This is a genomic window from Humibacter albus DSM 18994 (genome assembly GCF_000421825.1).
Lineage (GTDB): Bacteria > Actinomycetota > Actinomycetes > Actinomycetales > Microbacteriaceae > Humibacter > Humibacter albus.
In genome coordinates this window covers 108588-133295 of record NZ_ATXT01000014.1, presented here as the reverse complement: position 1 = coordinate 133295, position 24708 = coordinate 108588, and the positions used below count along the sequence as shown (strand labels likewise).

The 24708-nt window shown below is 69.1% G+C and carries 19 protein-coding genes; 7 read left to right on the top strand and 12 right to left on the bottom strand.

The window, feature by feature from the left end; all coding sequences use genetic code 11:
- Positions 1-169 precede the first annotated feature (169 nt).
- Positions 170-487, top strand: a complete 318-nt coding sequence (locus H623_RS0108100) for a hypothetical protein (protein ID WP_245558957.1) — start codon at positions 170-172, stop codon at positions 485-487.
- A gap of 105 nt (positions 488-592) precedes the next feature.
- Here H623_RS0108100 and H623_RS0108095 read toward each other — a convergent pair whose 3' ends face one another.
- Positions 593-2536, bottom strand: coding sequence for a thioredoxin domain-containing protein (locus H623_RS0108095; protein WP_022900437.1), 1944 nt, complete (start codon positions 2534-2536; stop codon positions 593-595).
- Positions 2537-2613: 77 nt separating this feature from the next.
- Between H623_RS0108095 and H623_RS0108090 the strand changes: the two genes are divergently transcribed.
- Positions 2614-2937 (top strand): hypothetical protein, encoded by a 324-nt coding sequence (locus H623_RS0108090; protein WP_026940094.1) that lies wholly within the window; start codon positions 2614-2616, stop codon positions 2935-2937.
- 4 nt (positions 2938-2941) lie between these two features.
- Here H623_RS0108090 and H623_RS18610 read toward each other — a convergent pair whose 3' ends face one another.
- Genes H623_RS18610 through H623_RS20985 form a run of 3 tightly spaced genes read right to left on the bottom strand, consistent with a single transcriptional unit; the run spans position 2942 to position 5158 of the window.
- Entirely contained in the window at positions 2942-3652 is a 711-nt protein-coding gene (locus H623_RS18610) for a phosphotransferase (RefSeq protein WP_022900435.1), read from the bottom strand.
- A 29-nt stretch (positions 3653-3681) separates the two neighbouring features.
- Positions 3682-4509 (bottom strand): aldo/keto reductase, encoded by an 828-nt coding sequence (locus tag H623_RS0108080; RefSeq protein WP_022900434.1) that lies wholly within the window; start codon positions 4507-4509, stop codon positions 3682-3684.
- Positions 4510-4519: 10 nt separating this feature from the next.
- Positions 4520-5158 carry a winged helix-turn-helix domain-containing protein gene (locus tag H623_RS20985; protein ID WP_022900433.1) on the bottom strand — a complete coding sequence of 213 codons (639 nt, stop codon included), beginning with the start codon at positions 5156-5158 and terminating at the stop codon, positions 4520-4522.
- An 81-nt stretch (positions 5159-5239) separates the two neighbouring features.
- Here H623_RS20985 and H623_RS0108070 point away from each other — a divergent pair, with 81 nt between their 5' ends.
- Complete coding sequence (locus tag H623_RS0108070; RefSeq protein WP_022900432.1) at positions 5240-6625, top strand: MFS transporter; 1386 nt, start codon at positions 5240-5242, stop codon at positions 6623-6625.
- On the opposite strand, the gene H623_RS0108065 is transcribed toward H623_RS0108070, so the two are convergent.
- The 3 genes from H623_RS0108065 to H623_RS0108055 form a co-directional block, all read right to left on the bottom strand.
- Positions 6613-8211, bottom strand: coding sequence for a long-chain-fatty-acid--CoA ligase (locus H623_RS0108065; protein ID WP_022900431.1), 1599 nt, complete (start codon positions 8209-8211; stop codon positions 6613-6615). The two genes, H623_RS0108070 and H623_RS0108065, sit on opposite strands and share 13 nt — an antisense overlap.
- A 173-nt stretch (positions 8212-8384) precedes the next feature.
- On the bottom strand, positions 8385-8696 hold the full coding sequence (locus tag H623_RS0108060) for an AzlD domain-containing protein (RefSeq protein ID WP_022900430.1): 312 nt from the start codon (positions 8694-8696) through the stop codon (positions 8385-8387).
- Positions 8693-9430, bottom strand: coding sequence for an AzlC family ABC transporter permease (locus tag H623_RS0108055; protein WP_022900429.1), 738 nt, complete (start codon positions 9428-9430; stop codon positions 8693-8695). The genes H623_RS0108060 and H623_RS0108055 overlap by 4 nt, the downstream gene beginning before the upstream one ends.
- Before the next feature lie 89 nt (positions 9431-9519).
- Here H623_RS0108055 and hrpA point away from each other — a divergent pair, with 89 nt between their 5' ends.
- Entirely contained in the window at positions 9520-13557 is a 4038-nt protein-coding gene (gene hrpA / locus H623_RS0108050) for an ATP-dependent RNA helicase HrpA (protein ID WP_022900428.1), read from the top strand.
- A 43-nt stretch (positions 13558-13600) separates the two neighbouring features.
- On the opposite strand, the gene H623_RS18600 is transcribed toward hrpA, so the two are convergent.
- Positions 13601-14143: a P-loop nucleotide/nucleoside kinase family protein gene (locus H623_RS18600; protein ID WP_022900427.1), complete on the bottom strand. Its 543-nt coding sequence runs from the start codon at positions 14141-14143 to the stop codon at positions 13601-13603.
- 38 nt (positions 14144-14181) lie between these two features.
- A complete protein-coding gene (locus tag H623_RS0108040; protein ID WP_022900426.1) occupies positions 14182-15084 on the bottom strand; it encodes an alpha/beta hydrolase in 903 nt (300 codons plus the stop codon).
- A 171-nt stretch (positions 15085-15255) separates the two neighbouring features.
- Between H623_RS0108040 and H623_RS0108035 the strand changes: the two genes are divergently transcribed.
- Together H623_RS0108035 and H623_RS0108030 are read left to right on the top strand one after the other, a co-directional pair.
- Positions 15256-17976: a phosphoenolpyruvate carboxylase gene (locus H623_RS0108035; protein WP_022900425.1), complete on the top strand. Its 2721-nt coding sequence runs from the start codon at positions 15256-15258 to the stop codon at positions 17974-17976.
- Positions 17977-18165: 189 nt separating this feature from the next.
- On the top strand, positions 18166-19173 hold the full coding sequence (locus tag H623_RS0108030; protein ID WP_022900424.1) for a LacI family DNA-binding transcriptional regulator: 1008 nt from the start codon (positions 18166-18168) through the stop codon (positions 19171-19173).
- A gap of 96 nt (positions 19174-19269) precedes the next feature.
- Here H623_RS0108030 and H623_RS0108025 read toward each other — a convergent pair whose 3' ends face one another.
- Genes H623_RS0108025 through H623_RS0108015 form a run of 3 tightly spaced genes read right to left on the bottom strand, consistent with a single transcriptional unit; the run spans position 19270 to position 22505 of the window.
- Positions 19270-20172 carry a carbohydrate ABC transporter permease gene (locus tag H623_RS0108025; protein ID WP_022900423.1) on the bottom strand — a complete coding sequence of 301 codons (903 nt, stop codon included), beginning with the start codon at positions 20170-20172 and terminating at the stop codon, positions 19270-19272.
- A 1-nt stretch (position 20173) separates the two neighbouring features.
- Positions 20174-21127, bottom strand: a complete 954-nt coding sequence (locus H623_RS0108020) for a carbohydrate ABC transporter permease (protein WP_022900422.1) — start codon at positions 21125-21127, stop codon at positions 20174-20176.
- A gap of 31 nt (positions 21128-21158) precedes the next feature.
- The gene (locus H623_RS0108015; RefSeq protein ID WP_245558956.1) at positions 21159-22505 is read right to left on the bottom strand and encodes an extracellular solute-binding protein; all 1347 of its coding nucleotides are present in this window, start codon (positions 22503-22505) and stop codon (positions 21159-21161) included.
- Between the two features lie 531 nt (positions 22506-23036).
- Between H623_RS0108015 and arfA the strand changes: the two genes are divergently transcribed.
- Entirely contained in the window at positions 23037-24578 is a 1542-nt protein-coding gene (gene arfA, locus H623_RS0108010; RefSeq protein ID WP_022900420.1) for an arabinosylfuranosidase ArfA, read from the top strand.
- The last annotated feature ends 130 nt before the right edge of the window (positions 24579-24708 follow it).

The window sequence follows — 24708 nt, the reverse complement described above, 5'->3', positions numbered from 1 at the left end:
CGACCATCCGCACGGGCTTCACGCTCCGCGCGAGGCGATTCGCCCCTGTCGGCGCGGCGTCGTACCCTTGTCTGCATCGTGCGCGGCATGGCCGACGGGCACGGTCGACGCGCAGTAGGTCGACGAACTTCACGGGAGGTCTGGGATGGATGCTCGGTACCAGCACCCGATGAGCCTCGAGGTGCTGCGCCAGGAGGCCCGCGACGAGCTCGCGGCCGTGATCGAGCTGCGCTGCCGGCTCGGCGACGATCCCTGGGAGTTCCTGCCCGATCTGCCGAGCGTCGACGAGCAGGTGGTGCTCACGCTGCGCGAGGAGACGATCGAGGCGCACGACCTGAGCGAGGCCCGCGCGCGTGCCTATCACCCTGCGGCGAGCCGGGAGGCGCGCGAGCGGTTCGAATACCAGCTGCTGCGCCGTGTGGCCCTCGACCATCCCGACCTCACGCCGGCGGTGTGGGGCATGCTCGGACGCCTGAACGCCGCCTGACGTCGGGCCGCCGCGCGCCCGCCGCCGCGCACCCACTGACGAGCTTCCACCGGGGAGGGCTGACGAGCTTCCACCGGGGAGGGCTCCTCTCGGCGATCGGCCCCGCTACCGTGCGAACGGTCTCGGCAGCTCGCACGTGAACGCGCGGCAGAGGTATTCGGTGGCGACGCCGTCGCGGGCGCTGCGGTCGTCGAACAGCCCGAATCCGTCGTCGGCGAGAGCGGATGCCTGTGCCTGCGTCACAACGACACCGACGGTTCCCGCAGACTCGCGACGCACCCGCTCCGCGACGGCCGCGCGGATGTCCGCGCCGTCGCCGTTGCCGGCGCCCTCGCCGCCATGCGGCACCACGACGACGAGTTGCTGCAGCTCCCCGGCGAGCGCGACAGCGACCTGCAGCGCGCCGCCGAAGGCGATCGGCGAGCGCAGCGCCGCGGGCGCGATGGTGCGGATCGCCGCGCCGGCCGCCTCCTGGTACCGGGCATCGTCGCTGAGCGCGTACAGCACGCGTGCCGCGTCGGCAAGCGACGACATCCCGCCCGGATACGCGCCTTCTGAGGCATCGGCGTCCGCCACCAGGGCGTGCGCCGCCAGCACGGGATCGCCGCCGCCCGGCACGGCGAACACCGCGGGGCGAGGGCCGGCCTCGGCCGCCCGCAGCGTCGCGTCGACGAGAGCGCGGGCGGCGCGGGCATAACCCGGTTCGCCGGTGGCGAGGAAGACATCCAACAGGCCGCACGCGAAGAGGCCGTAGTCGTCGAGCGCTGCCGACGCCGCCGAGGCACGGCCGTCGAGCGAGGCGCGCAGCAGCATCCCGCCGTCGGAGGAGACGTGCGCGGCGAGCAGCCCGTCGGCGACCGCACGTGCCGCGTCCACCCACTCGGGTCGGGACAGCAGGGCGCCGGCGTGCGCGAGCGCGCCGATGGCGAGACCGTTCCAGCCGGTCAGCACCTTCTCGTCGAGGGCCGGTGCGGGCTGCCTCTCGCGTTCGGATGCGGCCAGCCGGTAGTACGCCCCCTCGCGTCGCACGCCGTCGACCTCGCTCTCGGAGTCCTGTGCCGAGGCGAAGCCGCCGCCTACGCGCAGGGTGCCGAGCAGGAACGACGCGACGCCGTCGGCCACGGCTGCGAACTCGCGCGCGTCGTCGCCGGTCGCAGCGTCGGCGTAGAGCCGCAGCAGGCCCGCGTTGTCGTAGAGCATGCGCTCGTAGTGCGGCTCGCTCCAGTCGCGGCGCGTGCCGTAGCGGAAGAACCCGCCGTCGACGCCGTCGCGCAGCGGTGAGACCGCCATGGCGCGCAGGGTGTGCCGAACGGCGCGATCGGCGACCGGATCACCCGCGACGAGCAGGAACCCGAGCGCCGGCACCGCCGGGAACTTCGGTCCTGAGAAGGCCGGTGCGCTGCCGAATCCCCCGAACTCCGGGTCCTCCGCGAGCGCGAGCGACTCAGCGGCGCGGCGCAAGGAGCCCACCGTCGGCAGCGCTGTTCCGCCACCGTCATCCGCGCCGGCGGCGCTCCCGGCGGCGTCGGCGCCCGCATCCGCGTCCTCGCGCAGCGAGCGCAGCGCCTGCGTGACGCGACGGGCGGTGTCGGCGACGTCCGCACGGCGGTTCTTCCAGGCATCCGTCACCGCATCGAGGATCTGCCCGAACCCGGGCATGCCGGCGCGCGGCTCCGGCGGAAAGTAGGTGCCGGCGAAGAACGTCTGTCCCTCGGGCGTCGCGAAGACGCTGAGCGGCCAGCCGAGATTCGGCGTGAATGCGGCGGCGGCCGCGAGGTAGGCGGCATCGACGTCCGGATGCTCCTCCCGGTCGATCTTGACCGGCACGAACTCCGCGTTGAGCCGGGCGGCGAGCGCCGCGTCGCTGAAGCTCTCTCGTGCCATCACATGGCACCAGTGACAGGTCGCGTAGCCGATCGAGAGGAAGAGCGGCACGTCACGCTCGGCGGCCTCGGTGAGCGCCTCCTCGCCCCACGGATGCCAGTCCACCGGGTTGTCCGCGTGCGCGCGCAGGTAGGGGCTGACGGCATCCGCAAGTCGGTTCGGCACGCGACAAGCCTAGGCTCGCAGACGCATCATGCACCGGTTCCGCAGTGAACGTGCGCACCTGGATTAGAGTGCCCAGCGTGAAGCTGGTGATCGTGGACGCGCCCACCGCCGCCGCGCTCGCCAACATTCTGCCCGTGTTGCTCCTGGCCTTCACTGTCGAGCTGCGACGCACGGCCCTGCACCGGCGCGGGACGCGCCCCGGTTGGCTGATCGCCGGACTGGCGACGTTCTATGTCGCGTTCGGCCTCGTGGAGACCGCGATGGTGATCTCGATCGACGGGCGGCTGTTCCCGTCGAAGCCGAGCGACCTGTTGTGCGGGCTGGTCATCTTCGTGCTGTTGTGCCTGATGTTCTTGCTCGCGCTCGTGCCGACGCGTCGCGGGCACGCGGAAGAGGAGTGAGCGCTCAGACCGCCCGCGGCTCCAGGTAGAAGGCGTCGAGGCAGTCCGGTGCCTCCTCGCGCAGCCAGCGCGTCTCCTCGGCCGTGTTGTTCGCGGTGGAGAGCCGGAAGCCGATCGCCTCGTCGAGGCCGTCCCGCGGGTCCACACCGCACGTCTCCAGGAACGCGTCGACGAGCATGATGCGGAACGGCTCGACGCGCTGGGCGACGGATGCCTCCAGACCGAGATCGGCGCCGAGCACCAGTATCGCGGTGACGGCGGCGTCCACCTCCGCACGTCCCGCGGATGCGCTGCCCCACCCGATGACGAGGGGTCCCCGCTCGGAGAGGATCACGTTCTGCGGGTGCAGATCACGGTGCACGATGACGGGAGCGTCGCCGACGGCCGGCCCCGCCTGATCGACGAGCCACGCCGGCGCGCTCAACCGGTGCAGTCGCGCGTGCAGCTCGCCGAGGAGGCGTCCGTACCGGCGGAACTGGGCAGGCTCGTGCATCATCTCCTGGAACAGGGTGCCGCCATCGACGCGCTCCAGCACGAGGTCGGCGCCGTCGACGCCGTACACGTGCGGTGCCGGGTAGTGGAGCACGGCGAGGTGCTCGAGCAGCTTCGCCTCTCGGGCGGCCTCGTCGTGGTCGCCGTCCCGGTACCGGCGCAGCACTCGGCCCTCCCCGAGATCGAAGACGTCGGCCGTGCGTCCCTGCGCGATGAGGTCCATGGCTAGAGCCTAGACAGGCGTCGCCTCCCTCAGCGCATCTGCAGCGGGTGCGTTCCGCGCCGACCGCCCTCGCCCTTGTCGAGGCCGGCGATCTGCGACAGCTCGTCCGCGGTCAGCTCGAAATCGAAGATGTCGAGGTTCTCCGCGGCGCGCTCGCGGTGGTTCGACTTCGGGATCGCGATGTTGCCCACCTGCATGTGCCAGCGCAGCACGACCTGCGCCACCGACTTGCCGTGCGCCTGCGCGATACGCTCCAGCACCGGCGCCTCGCTCAGCGACCCGCCGCCGAGCGGGTACCAGGCCTCGGTCGCGATGCCGTGCTGGTCGTGGAAGGCCTTCAGCTCGCGCTGCTGGAACTCGACGTGCAGCTCCACCTGGTTCACGGCGGGGGTGACCCCGGTCTCGTCGATGACGCGCTGCAGGTGCTCGACCTGGAAGTTCGAGACGCCGATCGACTTGGCCCGACCGCTCTCGAGAATCGAGATGAGCGACTTCCACACCTGCGGGAAGATGCCCTTCTCGTGGAGCGGCCAGTGAATGAGGTAGAGGTCGACGTAGTCGAAGCCGAGCGCATCGAGGCTGGCCTGGAAGGCATCCTCGGGATGCTCCTGGTCGCCGTTGGCCAGTTTGGTCGTGATCCAGAGCTGCTCGCGGGCGATGCCCGAGGCGCGTACCGCCTCACCGACGCCGGCCTCGTTGTGGTAGCCGGCCGCGGTGTCGATGTGCCGGTAGCCGACCTCGAGGGCGTTGCCGGCGATCTCGGCCGTGCGCTCCGGGTCGACCCGGAAGACGCCGAAGCCGAGCTGCGGAATGGACGTGCCGTTGTTCAGGGCGATGGTGGGAACGGTGGTGGTCATGACGTCAACGCTACTCAGGCGCCCCCGATGCCGACACCGCTCCTTCGTCGCCCGGCGCCGTCGCCTCGGTCTTCGTCGCCTCGGTCTCCATCGCTTCGGCCTCCGGCCGAGGATTGCCGACGAACGCAGCTGTGAAGTGGAACACACGGTTCGGATCGTCAGGATGCTCGGCCGCCGCCTCGGCTCCGTGCAGCCGCCACTTCTCGAAGACCTCCGCCACCTCGTCGGACATCTGCTGCGCTTCGTCTTTCGTCAGCACCGCCGCCGCCATGTACTGCATGCGCGCTGCGCGCGGGTCACGCGGCAGGCTGTCATCCATCAGCGTTCGCAGCCAGTCGAGCCGATCCGCCACCAGCACATTCGTCGTGGCGTCGGCCTCGGGAAAGTAGACGCCCTCCGGGTGCGTCATGCCCCAGACGCGGTCCCGGCCGTCACGAGCGTGCTCCGGCTTCTCCTCGATCAGTCCGGCCTTGGCGAGCGACCGGAGGTGGAAGCTGATCGAGTTGGCCGGCTCCCCGGTGATCTTCGCGAGGTCCGCGGCCCGCAGATGAAGGCGCGCACCGAACTCCCACAGGATCCTTTGCCGCAGCGGATGCGCCAGTGCCCGCAGCACCGCAGGATCCGTCACCGCATACGACTGCTCGACCACAACATCAGGCTATCAAAAACGACAACAACCATTGCGCACTGATCCTTGCGCAATGGTTGTTGCGCACTTACACTTGCGGACATGACCCAGTCCACGAGACCGCCGTCGGGGTCCGCGATCGGAGCGCGCGAAGCATCCACCGTCGCGCCGAGCCTCTGGCGCAACGCGCCGTACCTCCTCTTGATGACGGGCAAGACGGCGCAGCTGGTCGGCAACGGAGCCGCCTTGTTCGCCGTTCCGCTGATCGCGTTCGGCATCACGCAGTCCGTCTTCCTCGCGGGCGTCATCGGCGCGATCAGCGAGGCGGGTGTGCTGCTGGCCACACTGCCTGCCGGCGTCATCGCCGACCGGATCGATCGACGGCGACTGCTCCTGGTCTGCTCGGCGGTGGGCTTCGCGATCTGGATCGGGCTGTGGATCGCGGATGCCTCGGGCGCGCTCACCGCACCGGAGCTCGCGATCGCTCCCCTGGTCGTCTCGGCGGTGTCGGCGTTCTACGCGCCGACGGAAGCGGCGGGCATCCGTTATGTCGTGCCCGCAGAGCAGCTCGGCTCGGCGATGGCCGCCATGCAGGGGCGCGGCGCGGTGGCCAGCCTCGTCGCCGGCCCGCTCGGCGGACTGCTCTACGGGCTCTCCCGCGCGCTGCCGTTCCTCGCCAGCTCGCTCGGCTACGTGGTGGCCGGGGTGACGGCGCTCTTCGTGCGCCGTCCTCTCAACGACAGCCACGCGGGAGGGCACGAGCAGAGCTCGGTGGCCGCGCTCGCCGACGGCTTCCGCTTCGTCTGGGCCGTGCCCATCATCCGCACCGGCATCGGAGTCTTCGCCCTGCTCAACCTGGCCTTCGGCGGCATGATCGTGGTGATCAATCTGCACCTGGTGGCCACGCACACCGCACCCCTGCTGATCGCGCTGATCGACGTGGTCTCCGGTGCGTCCATGCTGGTCGGCGCCATCGCCTCCCCCGCCCTCGTGAAGCGATTCCCCAGCGGCCCGCTGGCGATCGCCTGCATGGTTCCCTCGGTCGTCGGCGGCTTCACCCTCGCGCTGGACACGGATTATCTGGGGTATGTGCTGCTCATGGTCGTGATGACCGTGTTCATCCCGCCGGTGAATGCCGGACTGCTCGGCTACGTGAGCGCCATCACACCGCAGAACGTGCAGGCGCGCATGAACTCGGTGCTCTCACTCTCGTGGAACGCCGTCGCCCCGATCGCCCCGCTGCTCGGCGGCATCCTGCTCAGCACCGTCGGCGTCGGCTTCGCCCTCGCGGCCTTCGCCGGGATGCTCCTGGTCGGCTTCATCGCGTTCGCCGCCAACCGCTCGGTGCGTCGCGTCGGCGTGCCCAGCACGTGGGAGGCCGATCTCGTTCAGTGGCCGCCGGCACGCAGCGACACCGGCACTGGACCTGGCAACGGCACAAACATAAACACAGACACAGACACCGCCGGTGCTGGTCAGACGTCGTAGACGCGGATCAGCTCGCGCTTCAGCACCTTGCCGCTCGGCCCGAGCGGGAGGGTCTCGACGATCTCGATGCGCCGCGGGAACTTGTAGGCCGCGACGTGCTCCTTCGCGTGCTCGATGAGCTCCTCTTCGGTCGCCGTGGCGCCCGGCATGAGCGTGACGGCGGCCATGATCTCCTGCCCGTGCGTGGCGTGCGAGACCCCGAACACCGCCACCATCGAGACGGCCGGATGCGCCGACAGCACCTCCTCCACCTCGCGCGGATACACGTTGTAGCCGTTGCGCACGATCATGTCCTTCTTGCGGTCCACGATCGTCACGTAGTCGTCCTCGTCTTTGGTGCCGAGGTCGCCGGTGCGGAACCAGCCGTCGATCACCGCCTCGGCCGTCGCCTCCGGCAGGTGCAGGTACCCCTTCATCAGGTTGTGTCCGCGAACCACGATCTCGCCGAGCTCGCCACGCGGCAGCAGTTCGATGCGATCGTCGGTCTCGGCGTCGGCCACCTCGACCTCGATGCCCCACAGGGGCTGGCCCACCGTGCCGGGCCGCGTCGGCTTGCCGACCACGTTGAACGTGGCGACCGGCGAGGTCTCCGTGAGGCCGTAGCCCTCGTGGATGTTCACGCCGTAGACATCCTTGAACCGCTCGATCACCGCGAGCGGCAGCGCGGACCCGCCGGAAAGCCCATACTTCAGGGGCGGCCGCTCGGCATTCGCCTTGGCGGCCTCCAGCAGTGCGATGTACATCGTCGGGACGCCCGTCATGATCGTGCAGCCGTGCTTGTTCAAGAGGTCGAGCGCGGTGGCGCCGTCGAACTTGGGCACCAGCACGACCGTCGCTCCCGCGCGGAATCCGACGTTCATCACACACACCTGGCCGAACGTGTGGAAGAGGGGCAGGCATCCGAGTACGACGTCGTCGTCGGTCAGGTCGAACGCGTCGGTGAGCAGTGAGCTGGTCTGCTCGACGATGGCGAAGTGGCATCCCTCCGCGCCCTTCGGCTTGCCGGTGGTGCCGCTCGTGTAGAGGATGGTCGCGGTGTCGAAAGGGTTGCGGGGCACGTAGCCGTCGATCGGATCGAGAGCGGATGCCTCGTCCTCCAACCGCGGGAACGGCAGCGCAGCCTGCGCCTCGTCCGGCACCAGCACGCTGAGCACGTCGACGCCGGCCATCGCCGCCCCCTTCGCGCCCTCGCCGAGCAGGGGCGCTGCGCAGATCAACGCCGTGGCACCGGAGTCGCGCAGAACGTAGGCGATCTCGTCGGCCTTGAGAAGGGCGTGCACGGGCACGACGACGCCGCCGAGCGCCAGGATCGCGAAGTAGACACGCGGAAAGTCGGGCACGTTCGGAATGAGCACCGCCACCTGCGTCCCCTCCCCCACGCCGCGAGCGCGCAGGGCAGCGGCATATCGCCGCGTCTCCCACCAGAGCCGGTCGTACGTGATCTGCTGGTCGCCGAAGATCACCGCCGTGCGCTCGGGGTTCGCGCGGGCCGCCTCCGCGAGGATCGCGGCCACCGAGATGGTGGCGAATCCGGTCGGCTGGGCACTCGTCGATGTCGGTGCGATGGCCTCGGCTGCGTTGGTCATGGCTGCTCCTTGTCTCCTTTGACATGGCATCCGGATGTCGTCCCCATCGACGAATCCTGTCGGGTTGCCAGCAACCTACTCCCCGTCGCTGTCGCTCGGCGCCCCGCCACCCGGTACCTCCGGGACCACGGCAGGCACGGGACCACGGCGGGCACGGGGCCACGGCGAGGCGCCTATGGCAGCCCGGCCAGCCGCAGCAGCGCCGCCGCGAGAGCCCCCACGACGACGACCACGAGGAATGGGGCGCGCAGCAGCAGCGCGATGAACGCGGCGACGAGCGAGCCGATGCGCGAGTCGAGCACGAGCTGCTGGCCGTTCGACACGGTGTTGAGCACGGTGAGGGATGCCAGCAGCCCGATGGTCAGCGTGCCGGCGATGCGTGTCATGCGCTTGCTCTTCAGCAGCTTCGCCGGCACCAGATACCCGACGAACTTGGTCAGGTAGGAGACGACTCCGGCGGCGATGACGTAGATCCAGGTGATCACGGCAGGCGGTCCTCCTCGGATCGCTCGTGCCACTCATGCGGTTCGACGTCGGGCTCCAGCCCCTCGTCGGCGGCGCCGCTGCCGATCGCACCCCACACCGCCGCGACCACCGCGGCGATGAGCACCGGAACGCCCGGCGGCACGAACGGCACCGCGACGATCGTCACAACAGCGCAGGCGACCGCGATGGCGACGGGCTCGCGCGCTTTCAGGCGCGGCCAGAGTAGCCCGAGGAACGCGGCGACCGCGGCGCCGTCGAGGCCCCAGGCCTTCGGGTCGCCGAGAGCGTTCCCGAGCAGCGATCCGAGCGCGGTGAACACATTCCACAACAGGAATATGCCGACGCCGGCGACCCAGAACCCGCGCTTCTGCTCTGCCGGATCGCTCTGCGCCGTGGCGGTGGCCATGGACTCGTCGATGGTGACATGCGCGGCCAGCGGGCGCAGCCATCCCTTCGGCTGCAGCAGACTGTTGAGTTGCATGCCGTAGACCGCGTTGCGAATGCCGAGCAGCGCCGCCGACCCGAGCGCGGCGCCGCCGGCTCCCCCACCGGCCAGCACGCCGATGAACGCAAACTGCGAACCGCCGGAGAACAGCAGCAGGCTGAGCACCTGCGTCTGCCAGAAGTCCAGGCCGGAGGCGATGCCGAGAGCACCGAACGAGACACCGTACAGGCCGGTGGCGATCGCGACGGATGCCCCGGTGCGGGCGGCCGGGGAATGCCAGAGTCTCACCGGGACAGTCTGCCTTGCCGGCGCACGCTACGGCGCGTGCGACGGGAGCACACGAGCGGGACGGCGCACGCGAATAGAATCGAAGGCTCATGTCTCCCGCGCACCCCGCTGATCATCCCGCCGACGGTCACGCACCGTCTGGTCACGCACCGTCTCGTTCCGCAACGCCTCGCTCGGCGACGCCTCGCCACGGGACCGCGGACATCCCCGTCATCCACTTCCCGCCCGAACTGCCCGTCAGCGAACGGCGCGAGGAGATCGCGCGCGCCATTGCCGAGAACCAGGTCGTGATCGTCGCCGGCGAGACCGGGTCGGGCAAGACGACGCAGCTGCCGAAGATCTGCCTGCAGCTCGGGCGAGAGTCCATCGGACACACGCAGCCGCGGCGCATCGCGGCCCGCGCGATCGCGGAGCGCGTGGCCGAAGAACTCGGCGAGGAAGTCGGCGGGCTCGTCGGCTTCAAGGTGCGGTTCACCGATGAGGTGTCGAAGGCGACGCGTCTCAAGGTGATGACCGACGGCATCCTGCTGAACGAGATCCACCGCGATCGGGACCTCAAGGCCTACGACACGATCATCATCGACGAGGCGCACGAGCGCAGCCTCACGATCGACTTCCTGCTCGGCTATCTCAGGCGGCTGCTCCCCCGTCGCCCCGACCTCAAGGTCATCGTCACGAGCGCGACCATCGACCCGGAGAGCTTCGCGCGGCACTTCGCGAACGCCGCCGGTGAGCCGGCGCCGGTGATCGAGGTCTCCGGACGCACCTATCCCGTTCAGGTGCGCTACCGCCCGTTGGTCGCCGACGAGAGCGGTGAGGAGGGCGACGACGTGGATGCCACACCGACCGCCGACCGCGACTACCTCACCGGCATCACCGATGCCCTCGACGAGCTGGCACGCGAGAAGAGCGGCGACGTGCTGGTGTTCCTCTCCGGGGAGACCGAGATCCGGGATGCCGAAGACGCGATCCGAGGACATCTCACGCGTCGCGGGGAGGCGGCATCCACGCAGGTGCTGACGCTGTACGGAAGGTTGTCGGCCCCGGACCAGCACCGTGTCTTCTCCGCCCCGCCCGCGGGCATCCGGCGCCGGATCGTGCTCTCCACGAACGTGGCGGAGACGAGCCTGACGGTGCCGGGCATCCGCTACGTGATCGATGCCGGAACGGCTCGCATCTCGCGGTACTCGACGCGGGCGAAGGTGCAGCGGCTTCCGATCGAGGCGATCTCGCAGGCCTCAGCGCAACAGCGCTCAGGGCGGTCCGGTCGCACGAGCGACGGCATCGCGATCCGCCTGTACTCCGAGGACGACTTCGAGAAGAGGCCCGAGTTCACCGAGCCGGAGATTCTGCGCACCAACCTGGCCGCGGTCATCCTGCAGATGATCTCGCTGGGGCTGGGCGAGATCGAGGCGTTCCCGTTCCTCACACCGCCCGACTCGCGCGGCGTCAAAGACGGCCTGGATCTGCTCGCGGAGCTCGGCGCCGTGCACGACGGCCGGCTCACGAAGACCGGTCGCACGCTCGCCCGCCTGCCGATCGACCCGCGTTTCGGGCGCATGCTCGTCGAGGCGGGCCGGCAGAACGTGGTGCGCGAGGTGATGGTGATCGTCGCAGGGCTGACCATCCAGGATCCCCGGGAACGCCCGCTCGAGAAGCGTGCCCAGGCCGACCAGCAGCACGCGCGATTCACCGATCAGACGAGCGACTTCTTGACGCTGTTGAACCTCTGGAACCACCTGGAGCAGAAACAGAAGGAGCTCGGGTCCAGCGCGTTCCGTCGCCTGTGCAAGAGCGAGTTCCTCAATTACCTGCGCATCCGTGAGTGGCAGGACCTGTACCGCCAACTGCGACGCACGGCCAAGCCGCTCGGACTCGTGCCCGGCGACGCCAAGGTCGACGGGGATGCCATCCACGTCTCGCTCCTGTCGGGCCTGCTCTCGCACCTCGGCCTGCGCGATGCTACGAAGAAGGACTACGTCGGCGCCCGCAACACGCGCTTCCTGATCTTCCCGGGGTCCGTTCTGGCAAAGAAGCAGCCGCAGGCCGTGATGAGCGCGGAGCTGGTGGAGACGAGCCGGCTGTTCGCGCGCATGAACGCGGGCGTGGACCCGGCCTGGGCGGAGCCTCTGGCCGGCGACCTGGTGCGCCGCAGCTACAGCGAACCGCACTGGGAGAGGCGCCAGGGCTCCGCGGTGGTGTTCGAGAAGGTCACGCTGTACGGCGTTCCGATCGTGCCGCGGCGACGGGTGCAGCTCGGTCGCCTCGACGCGCCGCTCGCGCGGGAGCTGTTCATCCGCCACGCGCTGGTCGGGGGCGAGTGGCCGAGCGACGCCGCGGCGCGGGCACGAGATCACGCCTTCGACTTCCAGCGCGCCAACGCGAAGTTGCGCACCGAGCTCGAGAAGGTGGAGGAACGCACGCGGCGACGCGACATCCTGCTCGACGACGAGGCGATGGTGGCGTTCTTTCAGGAGCGCATCCCGGCCGAAGTCACCGACAGCCGCGCGTTCGAGTCGTGGTGGCGCCAGGAACGGCGCGCCAACGGACGACTGCTCACGATGCGCCGCGAGGACCTCGTCGACGACGTCGAGGAGGCGGTCGTCGACGAGGATGCCTTCCCCCCGGTCTGGCAGCAGGGCGACCAGCGTCTCGCCCTGAGCTACCGCTTCGAGCCCGGCTCCGACGACGACGGAGTCACCGTGCAAGTGCCGATCGCCCTGCTGCCGCGCCTGATCCCCGTCGGCTTCGACGCCCAGGTTCCCGGTCTTCGCACCGAGCTCATCACGGCCCTGATCCGCACACTGCCGAAGGCGCTGCGCCGCTCCGTGGTGCCGGCCGCGGACTGGGCCGCACGCATCGCGGCGGAGCTGCCCGCAGGCGTCGGCTCGGGCTCGGGCGTCGTCGCAGGCTCTGGTGTCGGCGCGGGTCCGGGTGTCGGGGCAAGCACGACCGGCAGCTCGGGTTCCGGCGCCACCGGTTCGAACGGTCGTCCCGACGCGGACGAGCCGTTCACGAGCATCGTCTCGCGCACCATCCGGCGGCTCACCGGCACGCCGGTCGACCCGACCGACTTCGATGTGGAGCGCGTGCCACCCCATCTGCGCATGACGTTCCGCGTGGTCGACGAGCGATCCAAGGTCGTGGCCACCGGGAAGGATGTCACCGAACTGCAGCGCAGGCTCGCCCCGAAGGTACGCGAGTCGGTGGCGAAGGCATCCGTGCAGCGGCGCGATCCGATCGAGCGCGCAGGGCTGACCACCTGGGACTTCGACGAGTTGCCCCGCTTCGTCGACACCGAGCAGGGCGGGCGAGGAACCGGGATGCCGCGCAGCGTCATCCGCGGGTATCCCACCCTGGTGCCGGAGAAGGACGGCGTCGCCATCCGGGTCGTGGGCACGCAGGGCGAGCAGGAGCGTTCGTTGCCCGACGGGGTGCGTGCGTTGCTGCTGGGCGGCATCGCGTCGCCGGTCGGATACGTGCAGGAACACCTGACGAGTGCCGAGAAGCTCGCGCTCGCGGCGAGCCCGTACGCCTCGACGAAGGCGCTCTTCGACGACTGCCTCGCGGCGGTGATCGACGCAGTGCTGACCGAGACGGTGACCGGCGGCCTGGTGTTCACGCGAGCGGAGTTCGAACGGGCGCGGGATGCCGTTTCCTCCCGCGTGATGGACGACCTGTTCACGACGGTCTCGCTCGTCGCGCGCATTCTCACCGAGCAGCGGGCGGCCGAGAAATCACTGTCGGCGACGTCGTCGATGGCGCTGCTCGGTGCGCTCACCGACGCGAAGGCGCAGCTGGCGGGCCTCGTCTTCACCGGGTTCGTCTCGCGCACGGGGCTTGCACAGCTGCGGCACCTGCCGCGGTATCTGCAGGCTCTGGTGTGGCGCATCCAGAAGCTGCCCGACAATCCGGGTCGTGATCGGGTGTGGATGACCGAGGTGCAGACGGCGACGACGCGTTTCACCGACGCGGGCGGGAGCATCCCGTTGGCGCCACACACCGCGCCGAACCTCGTGCACGCGCGGTGGATGCTCGAGGAGCTGCGGGTCGGCCTGTTCGCCCAGCACCTCGGCACGGCGGAGACCGTGTCGCTGCAGCGCATTCAGAAGGTGCTCAAGGCCTGAGGACCGCGATGCAGCCCGGAGCACGTCACTCCCGAAGAGCACGTCACTCCCGAAGAGCACGGAGCAGCAGCTCGTACGTCTCCTCCGCCGTCTGCGCCCCGGTGTCGATGCGGATCGTGGCCGGTCGTCCGGCGAGATAGTCGTCGAGATCGGCGATGATCTTGTCGAGCAGAGCACCGTCGGATCCCGACACCGTCTCCTGCACCCACGCGTCCACTTCCCCGTCCGGCCGCTTCGCCTCGAGCCGTCGCCGATGCTCGTCACGCGAGACGAGCAGGGCGAACTCGATGTACTCGGCGCCCGCTTCCTCCGCGAGCTCCTGAGCCCACGGGCTCGCGTCGTAGCTCGTGATCAGTTGCGGAAGCACCACGTCGCCTCCGTTTCGCAGATGCGCGAGCGCCCTCGCCGCCCCGAGCTCCCGTGCCGCGGACAGCGCCGCGTCGAAGTCGTCTCGCCAGCCGTCCACCGTCCCCACGAGCAGATCGATGTCGACGTTCAGCGTTCCCGGATGCTCCGCCGCATACCGGCGCGCCACTGTCGACTTCCCGACACGGGACGGTCCGTTCACGTGCATGAGCCGCGGCATGCGGTCAGCCTAGACGTGCTCCACGGCGCCGCCACCGCTCAACGACCCCGCACATGCTGCGTGAGGAACAGTGCCGCACGATCGAGCGCCCAGTCCGCCTCCTCAAGCTCCCCCGCCCACGCCTGGAACACGTGCGGCACGTCGGCGGTGACATCGAGGATGACGTCCACACCGGCATCCCGGGCGCGTTCGGAAAGCCGTACGGAGTCATCCAGCAGCAGCTCGTTCGTTCCGACTTGCAGCAGGATCGGCGGCAAGCCCGCGAGGTCTGCGCCCACGGCGGGCGACGCCAGCGGATGCCGCGGATCCTGCCCGTTCAGATACACGTCGCCGCTGCGCTCGAGCCCGGCGAGCGTGAAGAACGGATCCGCCCCCTCTTTGCCGCGCATGCTGGCGCCCGTGCGTGTCGCGTCGAGCCCCGGCGAGAACGCGACGATCGCCGCCGGCATCGGCAGTCCGGCATCCCGCGCCGCCAGCGCGACCGTGACGCTCAGCCCTCCGCCCGCCGAGTCTCCCGCGAACGCGACCGACACGGGGTCCAATCCGTCGTCGAGCAGCTCACGATAGGCATCGAGTCCGTCCTCGATCGCCGCGGGAAACGGATGCTCCGGTGCCAGCCGATAGTCCAGCGAGAGCGCGCGGATGCCCGTGCGCGCCACGAGATTCGCCGTCACCGCCATCGCCGTCTCGGGAGAGCCCAGCGAGAACGATCCACCGTGGAAATAGAGGATGGTGCCGGCGCCGCCCGTCTCGCTCCGTTCGACGAGCACCGCGGGGCGCCCGGCGAGCTTCCGCGACGATCGTCGTACTCCGCCGGGCACAGGGAACCGGCCCATGAACACGGCGAAACCCGCTCGAGCCGCCTCGATCGGGACCGGGCCGGCCGGCCGTGGCGCGCCGCGCAGCCGAGCGTCGAGTTCCTGCCATTGCCGCCTGCTCATCTGCACTCCTCGTCGTCGGCGTCGCCTCCCGGCGCCGATCCGGTCACCTCGGCGACCTGCCGTGGCGATACCTCAGCACAGCGCATGCCACCGACATCACGACCTCGTCCGCACCCACCCGAACTCCGGGCGTTTTCGCGCCCGCGGGCCCCCTCGCTACCCTGGAGGGCGATGACGAACGGTGCCCCCTCGATTCACTCCCCCTCCGACGCTTCCGACGACGCCCCCGCCGCGCGAGATCAGCGCAGCGGCGAGGTGCCCGAGGCGCTGCGCGCCGATGTGCGCTTCCTCGGTGAGCTGCTCGGCCGCGTTCTGGCCGAGTCCGGCGGGCAGGATCTGCTCGAAGATGTCGAAAAGTTACGCGCACTGACGATCGGTGCCTACGAGCGCAACGGCGAGGCATCCATCGAAGACGCCGAGGAACTCGTCGCCGGCTTCAGCCTGGAGCGTGCCGAGCAGGTGGCCCGCGCGTTCACCTGCTACTTCCACCTGGTGAACCTCGCCGAGGAGCGCCACCGCGTGCGCGTGCTTCTCGCCCGTGACCCGTGGTCGTCCGACGGACATCGTGCTACCGAGTCGTTCGCGAGCGCATTCGCCGCACTGAGCGAGGAGGTCGGCGACGACGAGGCACGGGAGCGCGTGTCGAACCTCGAGTTCCGTCCTGTGCTTACCGCGCACCCCACCGAGGCCCGTCGTCGTGCCGTCGCCTACGCGATCCGCCGCATCAGCGAACTGGTCGCCGAGCACGACGACCCGCGCTTGGGCGCACTCGCCCGTCAGGAGAACGAACGCGAGCTGCTGGCCGAGATCGACACACTCTGGCGCACCGCCCCGCTGCGCTCGAACCGGCCCACCCCGCTCGACGAGGTGCGCACGGCGATGAACATCTTCGACCAGACGCTGTTCCAGGTCATCCCCAGGGTGTACCGGCTCATCGACGAGCGGCTGGCCGGGGCGGATGCCACGCCGCGGCAACCCGAGGCCCGCGCCTTCGTGCGCTTCGGCAGCTGGATCGGCGCCGACCGCGACGGCAACCCGTTCGTCACCTCGAAGATCACGCGCAGGGCCGCCGCGATCGCCTCGGAGCACGTGCTGCTCGGCCTGGAGCACGCCACCGATCGCATCGGCCGCGTGCTCACGCTCGACGCGCGCGACACCCCGCCCAGCAGCGAGCTCCTCGACCTGTGGCAGCGCCAGCGCGCCCTCACCGAGGAGCTCACGACCGACGTCGCCACCCGCTCCCCGAACGAGCCGCACCGTCGCGTGCTGCTCGTGGCGGCCGAGCGCATCGCCGCCACGCGCAAGCGCGACGCCGACCTCGCCTACGAGAACCCGCAGGCACTGCTCGACGACCTTCGCGTCGTGCAGCGCTCGCTCGTGCAGGCCGGAGACGAGCGCAACGCCTATGGTGAGCTGCAGCACCTGATCTGGCAGGTCGAGACCTTCGGCTTCCACCTGGCCGAGCTCGAGGTGCGCCAGCACTCGAAGGTGCACCGCCAGACGCTCGCCGCGATCGACGCCAAGGAGCGCGGCGAGGGCGAGCTCGACGACATGAGCTCCGAGGTGCTCGACGTGTTCCGCGTCATCGCGCAGCTCCAGAATCGCTACGGCGTCGATGCCGCCCGCCGCTACATCATCTCGTTCACCCAGTCGACCGACGACATCGCGAACGTGTACCGACTCGCCGCGCACGCGCTCGGGTCGGCCGAAGCGGCACCCGTGCTCGACGTCATCCCGCTGTTCGAGACGTTCGACGATCTCAAGGCGTCCACCGACATCCTCGAAGAGATGATCCGCCTGCCCGAGGTGGCGAAGCGCCTGGAGCAGACCGGCCGGCGTCTGGAGGTCATGCTCGGCTACTCCGACTCGTCGAAGGATGTCGGCCCCGTCTCGGCCACGCTCGCCCTGTACGACGCCCAGGCCCGTATCGCGCAGTGGGCCAAGCGCAACGACATCGTGCTCACGCAGTTCCACGGACGCGGCGGCTCGCTCGGCCGGGGCGGCGGACCCGCCAACGAGGCCGTGCTCGCCCAGCCGCCGGGGTCGGTGGACGGCCGATTCAAGCTGACGGAACAGGGCGAGGTCATTTTCGCGCAGTACGGCGACCCTGTCGTCGCGGTGCGCCACCTGGAGCAGATCGCGGCCTCGACGCTGATGGCATCCGCGCCTTCGATCGGAGAGCGCAACGCACGGGCCGCCGAGCAGTTCGCCGACCTCGCCGCACGCCTCGACGAGGTCAGCCGCGAGCGCTTCTACCAGCTGGTGCGGTCCGACGGCTTCGCACCGTGGTTCGGCCTGGTCACCCCGCAGGAGGAGATCGGCCTGCTCGCGCTGGGCTCCCGCCCCGCCCGCCGTGGCCTCTCGCTCGAGTCGCTGGAAGACCTTCGCGCCATCCCGTGGGTGTTCGCGTGGACGCAGGCCCGCATCAACCTCGCCGGCTGGTTCGGCCTGGGATCCGCCCTGGCCGCCGTCGGCGACGAGAAGCTGCTGCAGGATGCCTATCGCGACTGGCCGCTGTTCCGCACGCTGATCGAGAACGTCGAGATGTCGCTCGCCAAGACCGACGACCGACTCGCCCGACGCTATCTCGAGCTCGGCGACCGGAACGACCTCGCCGACCTCGTGCTCGAGGAGATGGCGCTCACCCGCGAGTGGGCCCTGAAGGCGAGCGGAGCATCCGAGCTGCTGGCCGGACGACACGTGCTGCGCCGCGCGGTGCGCCTGCGCAGCCCGTACGTCGACGCCCTCTCGCTGCTGCAGCTGCGCGCGCTGAAGGCGCTGCGCAGCCAGAACGACGCGGCATCCATCGACGAGACGCAGCAGGACGAACTGCGACGTCTGCTGCTGCTCTCCGTCAACGGCGTCGCCGCCGGCCTGCAGAACACGGGTTGATCTTGTGCGCCGGTCCCCGCCCGGCGCACCGCAGTCGGCCAGGTGCATGGTCACGTTCGGCGCCGTACACGCCGCCGCCTCGAAGAGCGTGTCACGTTGCGTAAGTAGTCGTTCCCCGCCGCACGACACGCAATGTCCGCCGGAGTGAAGCGGCAGGTAGGCTTCTCGCGGGAACGAGAGAGGTCGGCGATGCGCGCAACCGTCAAGGACGTGGCCGCGCTCGCCGGAGTATCTCCGAAGACGGTCTCGAACGTGATCAACGGCGTGGTCTTCGTGCGTCCGGAGACGAAGGAACGCGTCGAGAAGGCACTCGCCGAGCTCGACTACGTTCCCAACCTCAGCGCGCGTGGTCTGCGCAACGGCCGTTCCGGCGTGATCGCGCTCGCGCTTCCCGACCTCGCCACCGCGTATTCGGCCGAGATGGCACATCACTTCGTGGATGCCGCGCACGACCGTGGCTGGGGCGTGCAGATCGAGGAGACCGGTGGGCGCCCTGACCGGGAGGAAGAACTGCTCTCGAAGGCGCGCGCCCGCCTCGTGGACGGCCTCGTCCTGAACCCGACAGTGTCGGACGAGTTCGCGCTGCCCGACGACCCCGACCTCCTGCCGCCCGCGGTGCTCATCGGCGAGGTGGAGCATCAGCTCCTGGACCGCGTGCGCGTCGATCCCGATCAGGCCGCCTTCGACATGACCCGGCGACTGATCGAGCTGGGCCACCGTCGCGTCGCCGTCGTCGGCGCCCCGATGAGCACGTTCACGTTCACCGCCCGGCTGCGTGCGGAAGGCTACCGGCGCGCGCTGAAGGAGGCGGGCATCCCGTGCGATCCCGCCCTGGAGATCGCCTGCGACGACTGGACGCCGCGCGGCGGCGCCGAGTCCGTGAACGCGTTCCTCGACCGGGCTCCCCTGCCCGATGCGCTGTTCTGCTTCACCGATTCCCTCGCGATCGGTGCGCTGAGCACTCTCTTCAGGCGGGGCATCCGCGTTCCCGAGGGCGTGGCGGTCGCCGGATTCGACGACGTGGCCGTCGGCGAGTACGCCTCCCCGTCGTTGACCACGGTGTCGTTCGACAAGCGGGCGTTCGTGGATGCCGCGCTCGACCGTCTCGCAGAACGGATCACTGACCGCACGCTTCCGGTCACGATGATCACCATTCCGCACCGGGTGGTGGAACGCGAGAGCACGCGGCGACGCTGACGCCGGCCGAGCGACGCCGCCGCAGACGGAGCCCGACAAGCGAGAGGGACCGACGCCGGACTCTCGCCCGGCCGTCGGTCCCTCTCGTTCGGAGTGTCAGCCCTTCAGACCGCTTCCCGTCACGCCCTCCACGATGCGGCGCTGGAAGATGAGGTAGAGGATCACGAGAGGCAGCGCCGCGAGCACGGCACCGGCCTGGATGTCGGCGTAACGCTGTCCGAAGCTGCCCTGCACGGTGGCCAGTCCGACCGGGACTGTCATCAGATCGGGGTTCGAGAGCACGAACAGCGGCAGCAGCAGGTTGTTCCACACGCCGACGAACGTGAGGATCGTCACGGCCGCGATCACCGGCTGCGAGAGCGGCATGACGACCGACCAGTAGACGCGCCAGCGTCCGGCGCCGTCGATGCGCGCCGCCTCCTCCAGCTCACGAGGAATGCCGTCGAAGAACGACTTGAAGATGAACACGGCGATCACGGCCGGCACCTGCGGGAAGATCACCGACCAGTACGTGTTCAGCAGGCTCATCGCATTGAGCTCCTGGAAGATCGGAACGATCAGCACCTGGCTGGGGATCATGATGCCGAGGATGATCAGCAGCATCACGAGGTTCGAGCCGCGGAACTTCAGCCGCGACAGCGCGTACGCCGTCATCGAGGCGAAGAACACGGTCAGCACCGCGGTGACGACCGAGGTGATCGCGCTGGCGATGTACCAGTTCCAGATGTTGCCCGAGGTGAAATACGACGCGTAGGAGGCGAGCGTCGGGTTCCAGTCGGCGAGGATCGCGGATGCCCCGAGCGCGGCCGTGCCGTTGTCGGTCAGCGAGGTCTTGAGCGCGAACAGGCTCGGGATCAGCCAGATGATCGCGAAGACGATGAGCACGATCAACGCGACGATGTTGAATGCGCGCCCGCTGGTCTTGGTCTGCACGCTCCGCGCGGGCGCAGCGGCCGAGACGGGGGACTTCATGCGCGGCCGAGGCGTCGAGATCGCCATGTCAGGCCTCCTTCCTGGCTGCCGCACGCCCGATGAGCTGGCGGATGATGGCGACGATGATGATGACGATGAACAACAGCACGCTGGCCGCTGACGCGGCGCCGAGCCTGTTGTCCGTGAAGCCGGTGCCGGTGATCAGCTGCAGCAGAACCTGCGTCGAGGTGCCCGGGCCGCCGCTGGTCATCAGGTAGACCTGGTCGAAGATCTTCAGGCTCGCGATGATCTGCAGCAGCACGACCAGTGCGGTGGTGCGACCGAGCTGCGGAATGGTGATGAAGCGGATCTGCTCCCATGCCGACGCGCCATCGACGGCCGCCGCCTCGTAGAGCTCGCGCGGAATCTCCTGGAGACCGGCGAGGTAGAGCACGAAGTTGAACCCGAGCGTCCACCAGACCGTGGCGATCGCGATGCCGATCATGGCCGTGTTCGGGCTGGAGAGCACGCCCGATCCGGGCGTGATGCCGAACCACGTCTCGACCATCGCCCACAGGCCGGTTGTCGGTGTGAAGATGAACACCCAGATCAGCGAGATCGTCGCCGACGGCAGGATGAACGGCAGGAAGAAGGCGAGCCGGTAGAACCACTGGCCCCGGTTCATCCTGTTGGTCAGCACGGCGAAGATGAACGCCAGGATGACCAGCGGCGGCGTCGTGTAGAGCGTGAACTGCAGCGTGTGCAGCAGGGAGCTCCAGAAGTCCGGCCTGCTGAGCATCTCCGCGTAGTTCGCGAACCCGGCGAAACTGCCGAGTCCGGCGTGCACCGTGGAGGTGTTGAAGAAGCTCATCACGAACATGTAGATCGTGGGACCGAGCAGGAAGGCGAGATAGAACACGCCGAACGGCGCGATGAACAGCCAGGCGGACCTGCTGTCCTTGCGTTGCAGCGGTGAGTTGAAGCGCACCTTCGTCTCCCGCGCGGAGCGGGATCGTGGTGTGGTGACGGTTGCGGTGGTCACGTCCTTGTTTCCTCCGGTCGAGGGATGTCTGTCAGAGCGGGCTCGGCGTGTTCAGGTACACGCTGAGTTGGTCCTTGATGGACTGCATGGCTGCCTGCGGCGTCGAGGCGAGCTGCTGGATGAGTCCCAGCTCCGCGCCGACGATGCCCTCGAAGGTCGAGCCCGATCCGCCGTACCACGCCGGGTCGTCGTACACCGCGTGCTTCGCCGCGGATGCGTAATCGGCCTGCGGCTCCAGCGCCTTGTATGCGGCGCTGTTCGCCACGCGTTGGAAGGCGGGGATGTGTCCGCCCTTCGCCCAGGTCATGCTCTGGTCGAGCATCGAGCGGATGAACAGCATGGCCTGGTGGCGTTCCTGCGGAGTCCGATCCTTGCGCGGAAGAACGAAGGTGTGCGAGTCCGCCTGCGCGGCCGGCTGGTCGTACAGATTGGGAATCGGCACCATGCCGAACTTCAGGCCCTTGACCGACTGCGCCGTCGTGATCTCCCATTCGCCCTCGAGATACAGACCCGACTTGCCGGTGAACATATAGGACTCCGCCGTCGCATAGTCGAGCGCCTTGTTGACCCAGCCCTTCTTGACCCAGGACTGGAGCCGCTCGTTGACCTTGGCGAAGACATCCTCGTCGACCGTGAGCTTCGAACCGTTGTCGGAGAGGAATGGGGTGGCCGCCTTGTTCTGGTTGTAGAACGTCCAGAACACGCGCCACGGGGTGGCCGTCTCACCGCCGACATTCGGGATCGTCAGCGCGACCCCTCCGGTGACCTTGCTGATCGCCGCGAGGGCCGACTCGAAGGCATCCATGTCATCGAGCGCCTTGAGCTTGCCGTCGCTGTCCACCAGGCCCGCTTTGCGGCACACGTCGGTGTTGAAGAACATCACGATCGGATGCGTGTCGAGCGGAACCGCGATGTTCTTGCCGTCGGTCCTCTGCTCCTTCCAGGGCGCCGGCGAGAAGTCTGCAGGGCTCAGGCCGACGGACGAGAGGTCATCGGCCGTGATCGGCTCGAGCAGACCGCCGCTCCACAGCGGTTTCGCCCTCGTCAGGTGGGAGATGGCCACGTCCGGCGGCTTGTTGCCGACGGTCGCGAGGGTGACCTTCGTGTAGTACGGGTTCCCCCACGCGAACGTGGTCGCCTGCAGCGAGTTCGGTCCGTACTTCTTGCGGTATCCGGCCTCCATCGTCTCCATGCGGCTGCCGTCGCCGCCGCCGAAGAGATTCCAGAAGACCAGCGTCTCGCTGGGGAGCCGCGCGCCGAACAGGCCGGATGCCACGGTGTTGCCCAGATTGCTGGAGCATCCCGCGAGCAGCGGCACCGCTGCGGCGCCCAGACCGGCGGCGAGGAATCCCCGCCTGGTCATCGCTCTGTCGCTCATCGCCATGTCGTTGACGACCTCCTTGTCGTGTGATTGCCGCGCGCGGCAACAGTGAGTGTGCGCGTCCCGCCGCCGGAATCACGGTGTCGCGCGGGATCGCCCGCACGGCTTCCGCGGTCCCGAGCGGCGAAGCCTCGGTGGGGGTGGGACCAACGGGATGAACGCCGAGACGCTCATTCCAACGTGGTAACGGTAGCACCCTGGAGGCCGCACGCAACCCCTCGATTTCTCTGCCGCCTCGTGCGTGCGGGCACTCGCAATCCGGGAATCCACACCCGAAACGGCGCGAGGGTGCAGAAATCTCGGCAGAACGGCAGGACGATTGCCCCGAACCGACGTCCGACGCCGGCCCTCTGCCCTCCTCCGGGCGGTCACGTCCCTCGTCCGCGGCACAAAGTCGAGGCGGATGTCCGACGGGGCTTTCCGCCATCAGTTCAACGATGTAATAATGGCGTTCGGCGCGGACCACGCAGGTGTGAACCGCCTCGAGAAGAGTTCGCGTCGCCGCCAACGTCACTTTCAAGGAGTTCCATGTCCCGCGCCACCATCACCGTCGACCGCGACTTCACCGTCGGTCCCGTGCCACGGCGGTTGTTCGGCTCGTTCGTCGAGCACATGGGCCGTTGCGTCTACACCGGCATCTACGAGCCCGGCCACCCCGAGGCCGACGAGAACGGCTACCGCAACGACGTGCTCGCGCTCGTGAACGAGCTCGGTGTGAGCGTCGTGCGCTATCCCGGAGGCAATTTCGTCTCCGGCTACAACTGGGAAGACGGTGTCGGTCCCGTCGATCAGCGTCCCCGTCGCCTGGACGGCGCCTGGCACACCGTGGAGACGAACGCGTTCGGTCTGCACGAGTTCGCCGGCTGGGCGAAGAAGGCGAACGTCGAGATCATGGAGGCCGTCAACCTCGGCACCCGCGGTGTGGAGGCCGCCCGGGAGCTCGTCGAGTACGCCAACCACCCCGGCGGAACGTATCTGAGCGACCTGCGCAAGAAGAACGGCGCCGCCGATCCGTTCGACATCAAACTGTGGTGCCTGGGCAACGAGATGGACGGCCCGTGGCAGATCGGTCACAAGACCGCCGACGAATACGGCCGTCTCGCGCAGGAGGCGGGCAAGGCGATGCGCCTGATCGACCCCTCGATCGAGCTGGTCGCCTGCGGCAGCTCCAACCGCGGCATGCCGACCTTCGGCGCCTGGGAGCAGACCGTTCTCGGCCACACGTACGACGTCGTGGACTACGTCTCGCTGCACGCCTACTACGAAGAGAAGGACGGCGACTACGCCAGCTTCCTGGCCTCTGGCGTCGACATGGACCTCTTCATCGAGGGCGTCATCGCCACCGCCGACGCAGTGCGCGCGAAGGGCAAGCACAGCAAGCACATCAACCTGTCGTTCGACGAGTGGAACGTCTGGTACGCCACTGCTCGCGAGGGCGACGACATGCCGGCGACGATCGAGGCGCGCGGCGGCTGGAACGTGCATCCGCGCATCATCGAGGACCACTACAACGTCACCGACGCCGTCGTCGTGGGCACGCTGCTCAACTCGTTGCTGCGGCACGGCGACCGCGTCGCGATCGCGAACCAGGCGCAGCTGGTGAACGTGATCGCACCGATCCTCAGCGAGGAGAACGGCCCGGCCTGGCGGCAGTCGATCTTCTGGCCGTTCGCGCGCATGTCCGAGCTGGCGCGCGGCGAGATCCTGCGCTTGTCGACGACGAGCGACCGTTTCGAGACCGCCAAGTACGGCGACGCCGACGTGGTCGACGCGAGTGCCACCTGGGACGAGGAGAACGGCAAGGTCGCGCTCTTCCTGGCCAACCGTGGCCTGGATGACTCGGCCGAGATCGCGGTGAACCTGCGCGGTTTCGATGCCGGCCGCATCGCCCGTGCCGAACTGCTGACCGTGCCGGAGGGCGCCGACCGCTTCGCCACCAACGAGCAGAACGAGCAGGACCGCTTGGGCCTCACTCCGTTGACGGACGTGGCCGTCGACGGCGGCACGCTGCGCGCGACCCTTCCCGCCCTCTCCTGGGCGGTCGTGGAGCTCGAGGTCGCGAAGGCGTAGCCGCGCAAGCGGCGCCGGCGAGCCACCCGCTTGTTGTCGGGCCACCCCTGAAATCACGTGATTTCGGGGGTGGCCCGACGGTTAAGGGGTGGCCCGACGGAATTCGCCGATGCGCGAAGCGCGAGGCGTC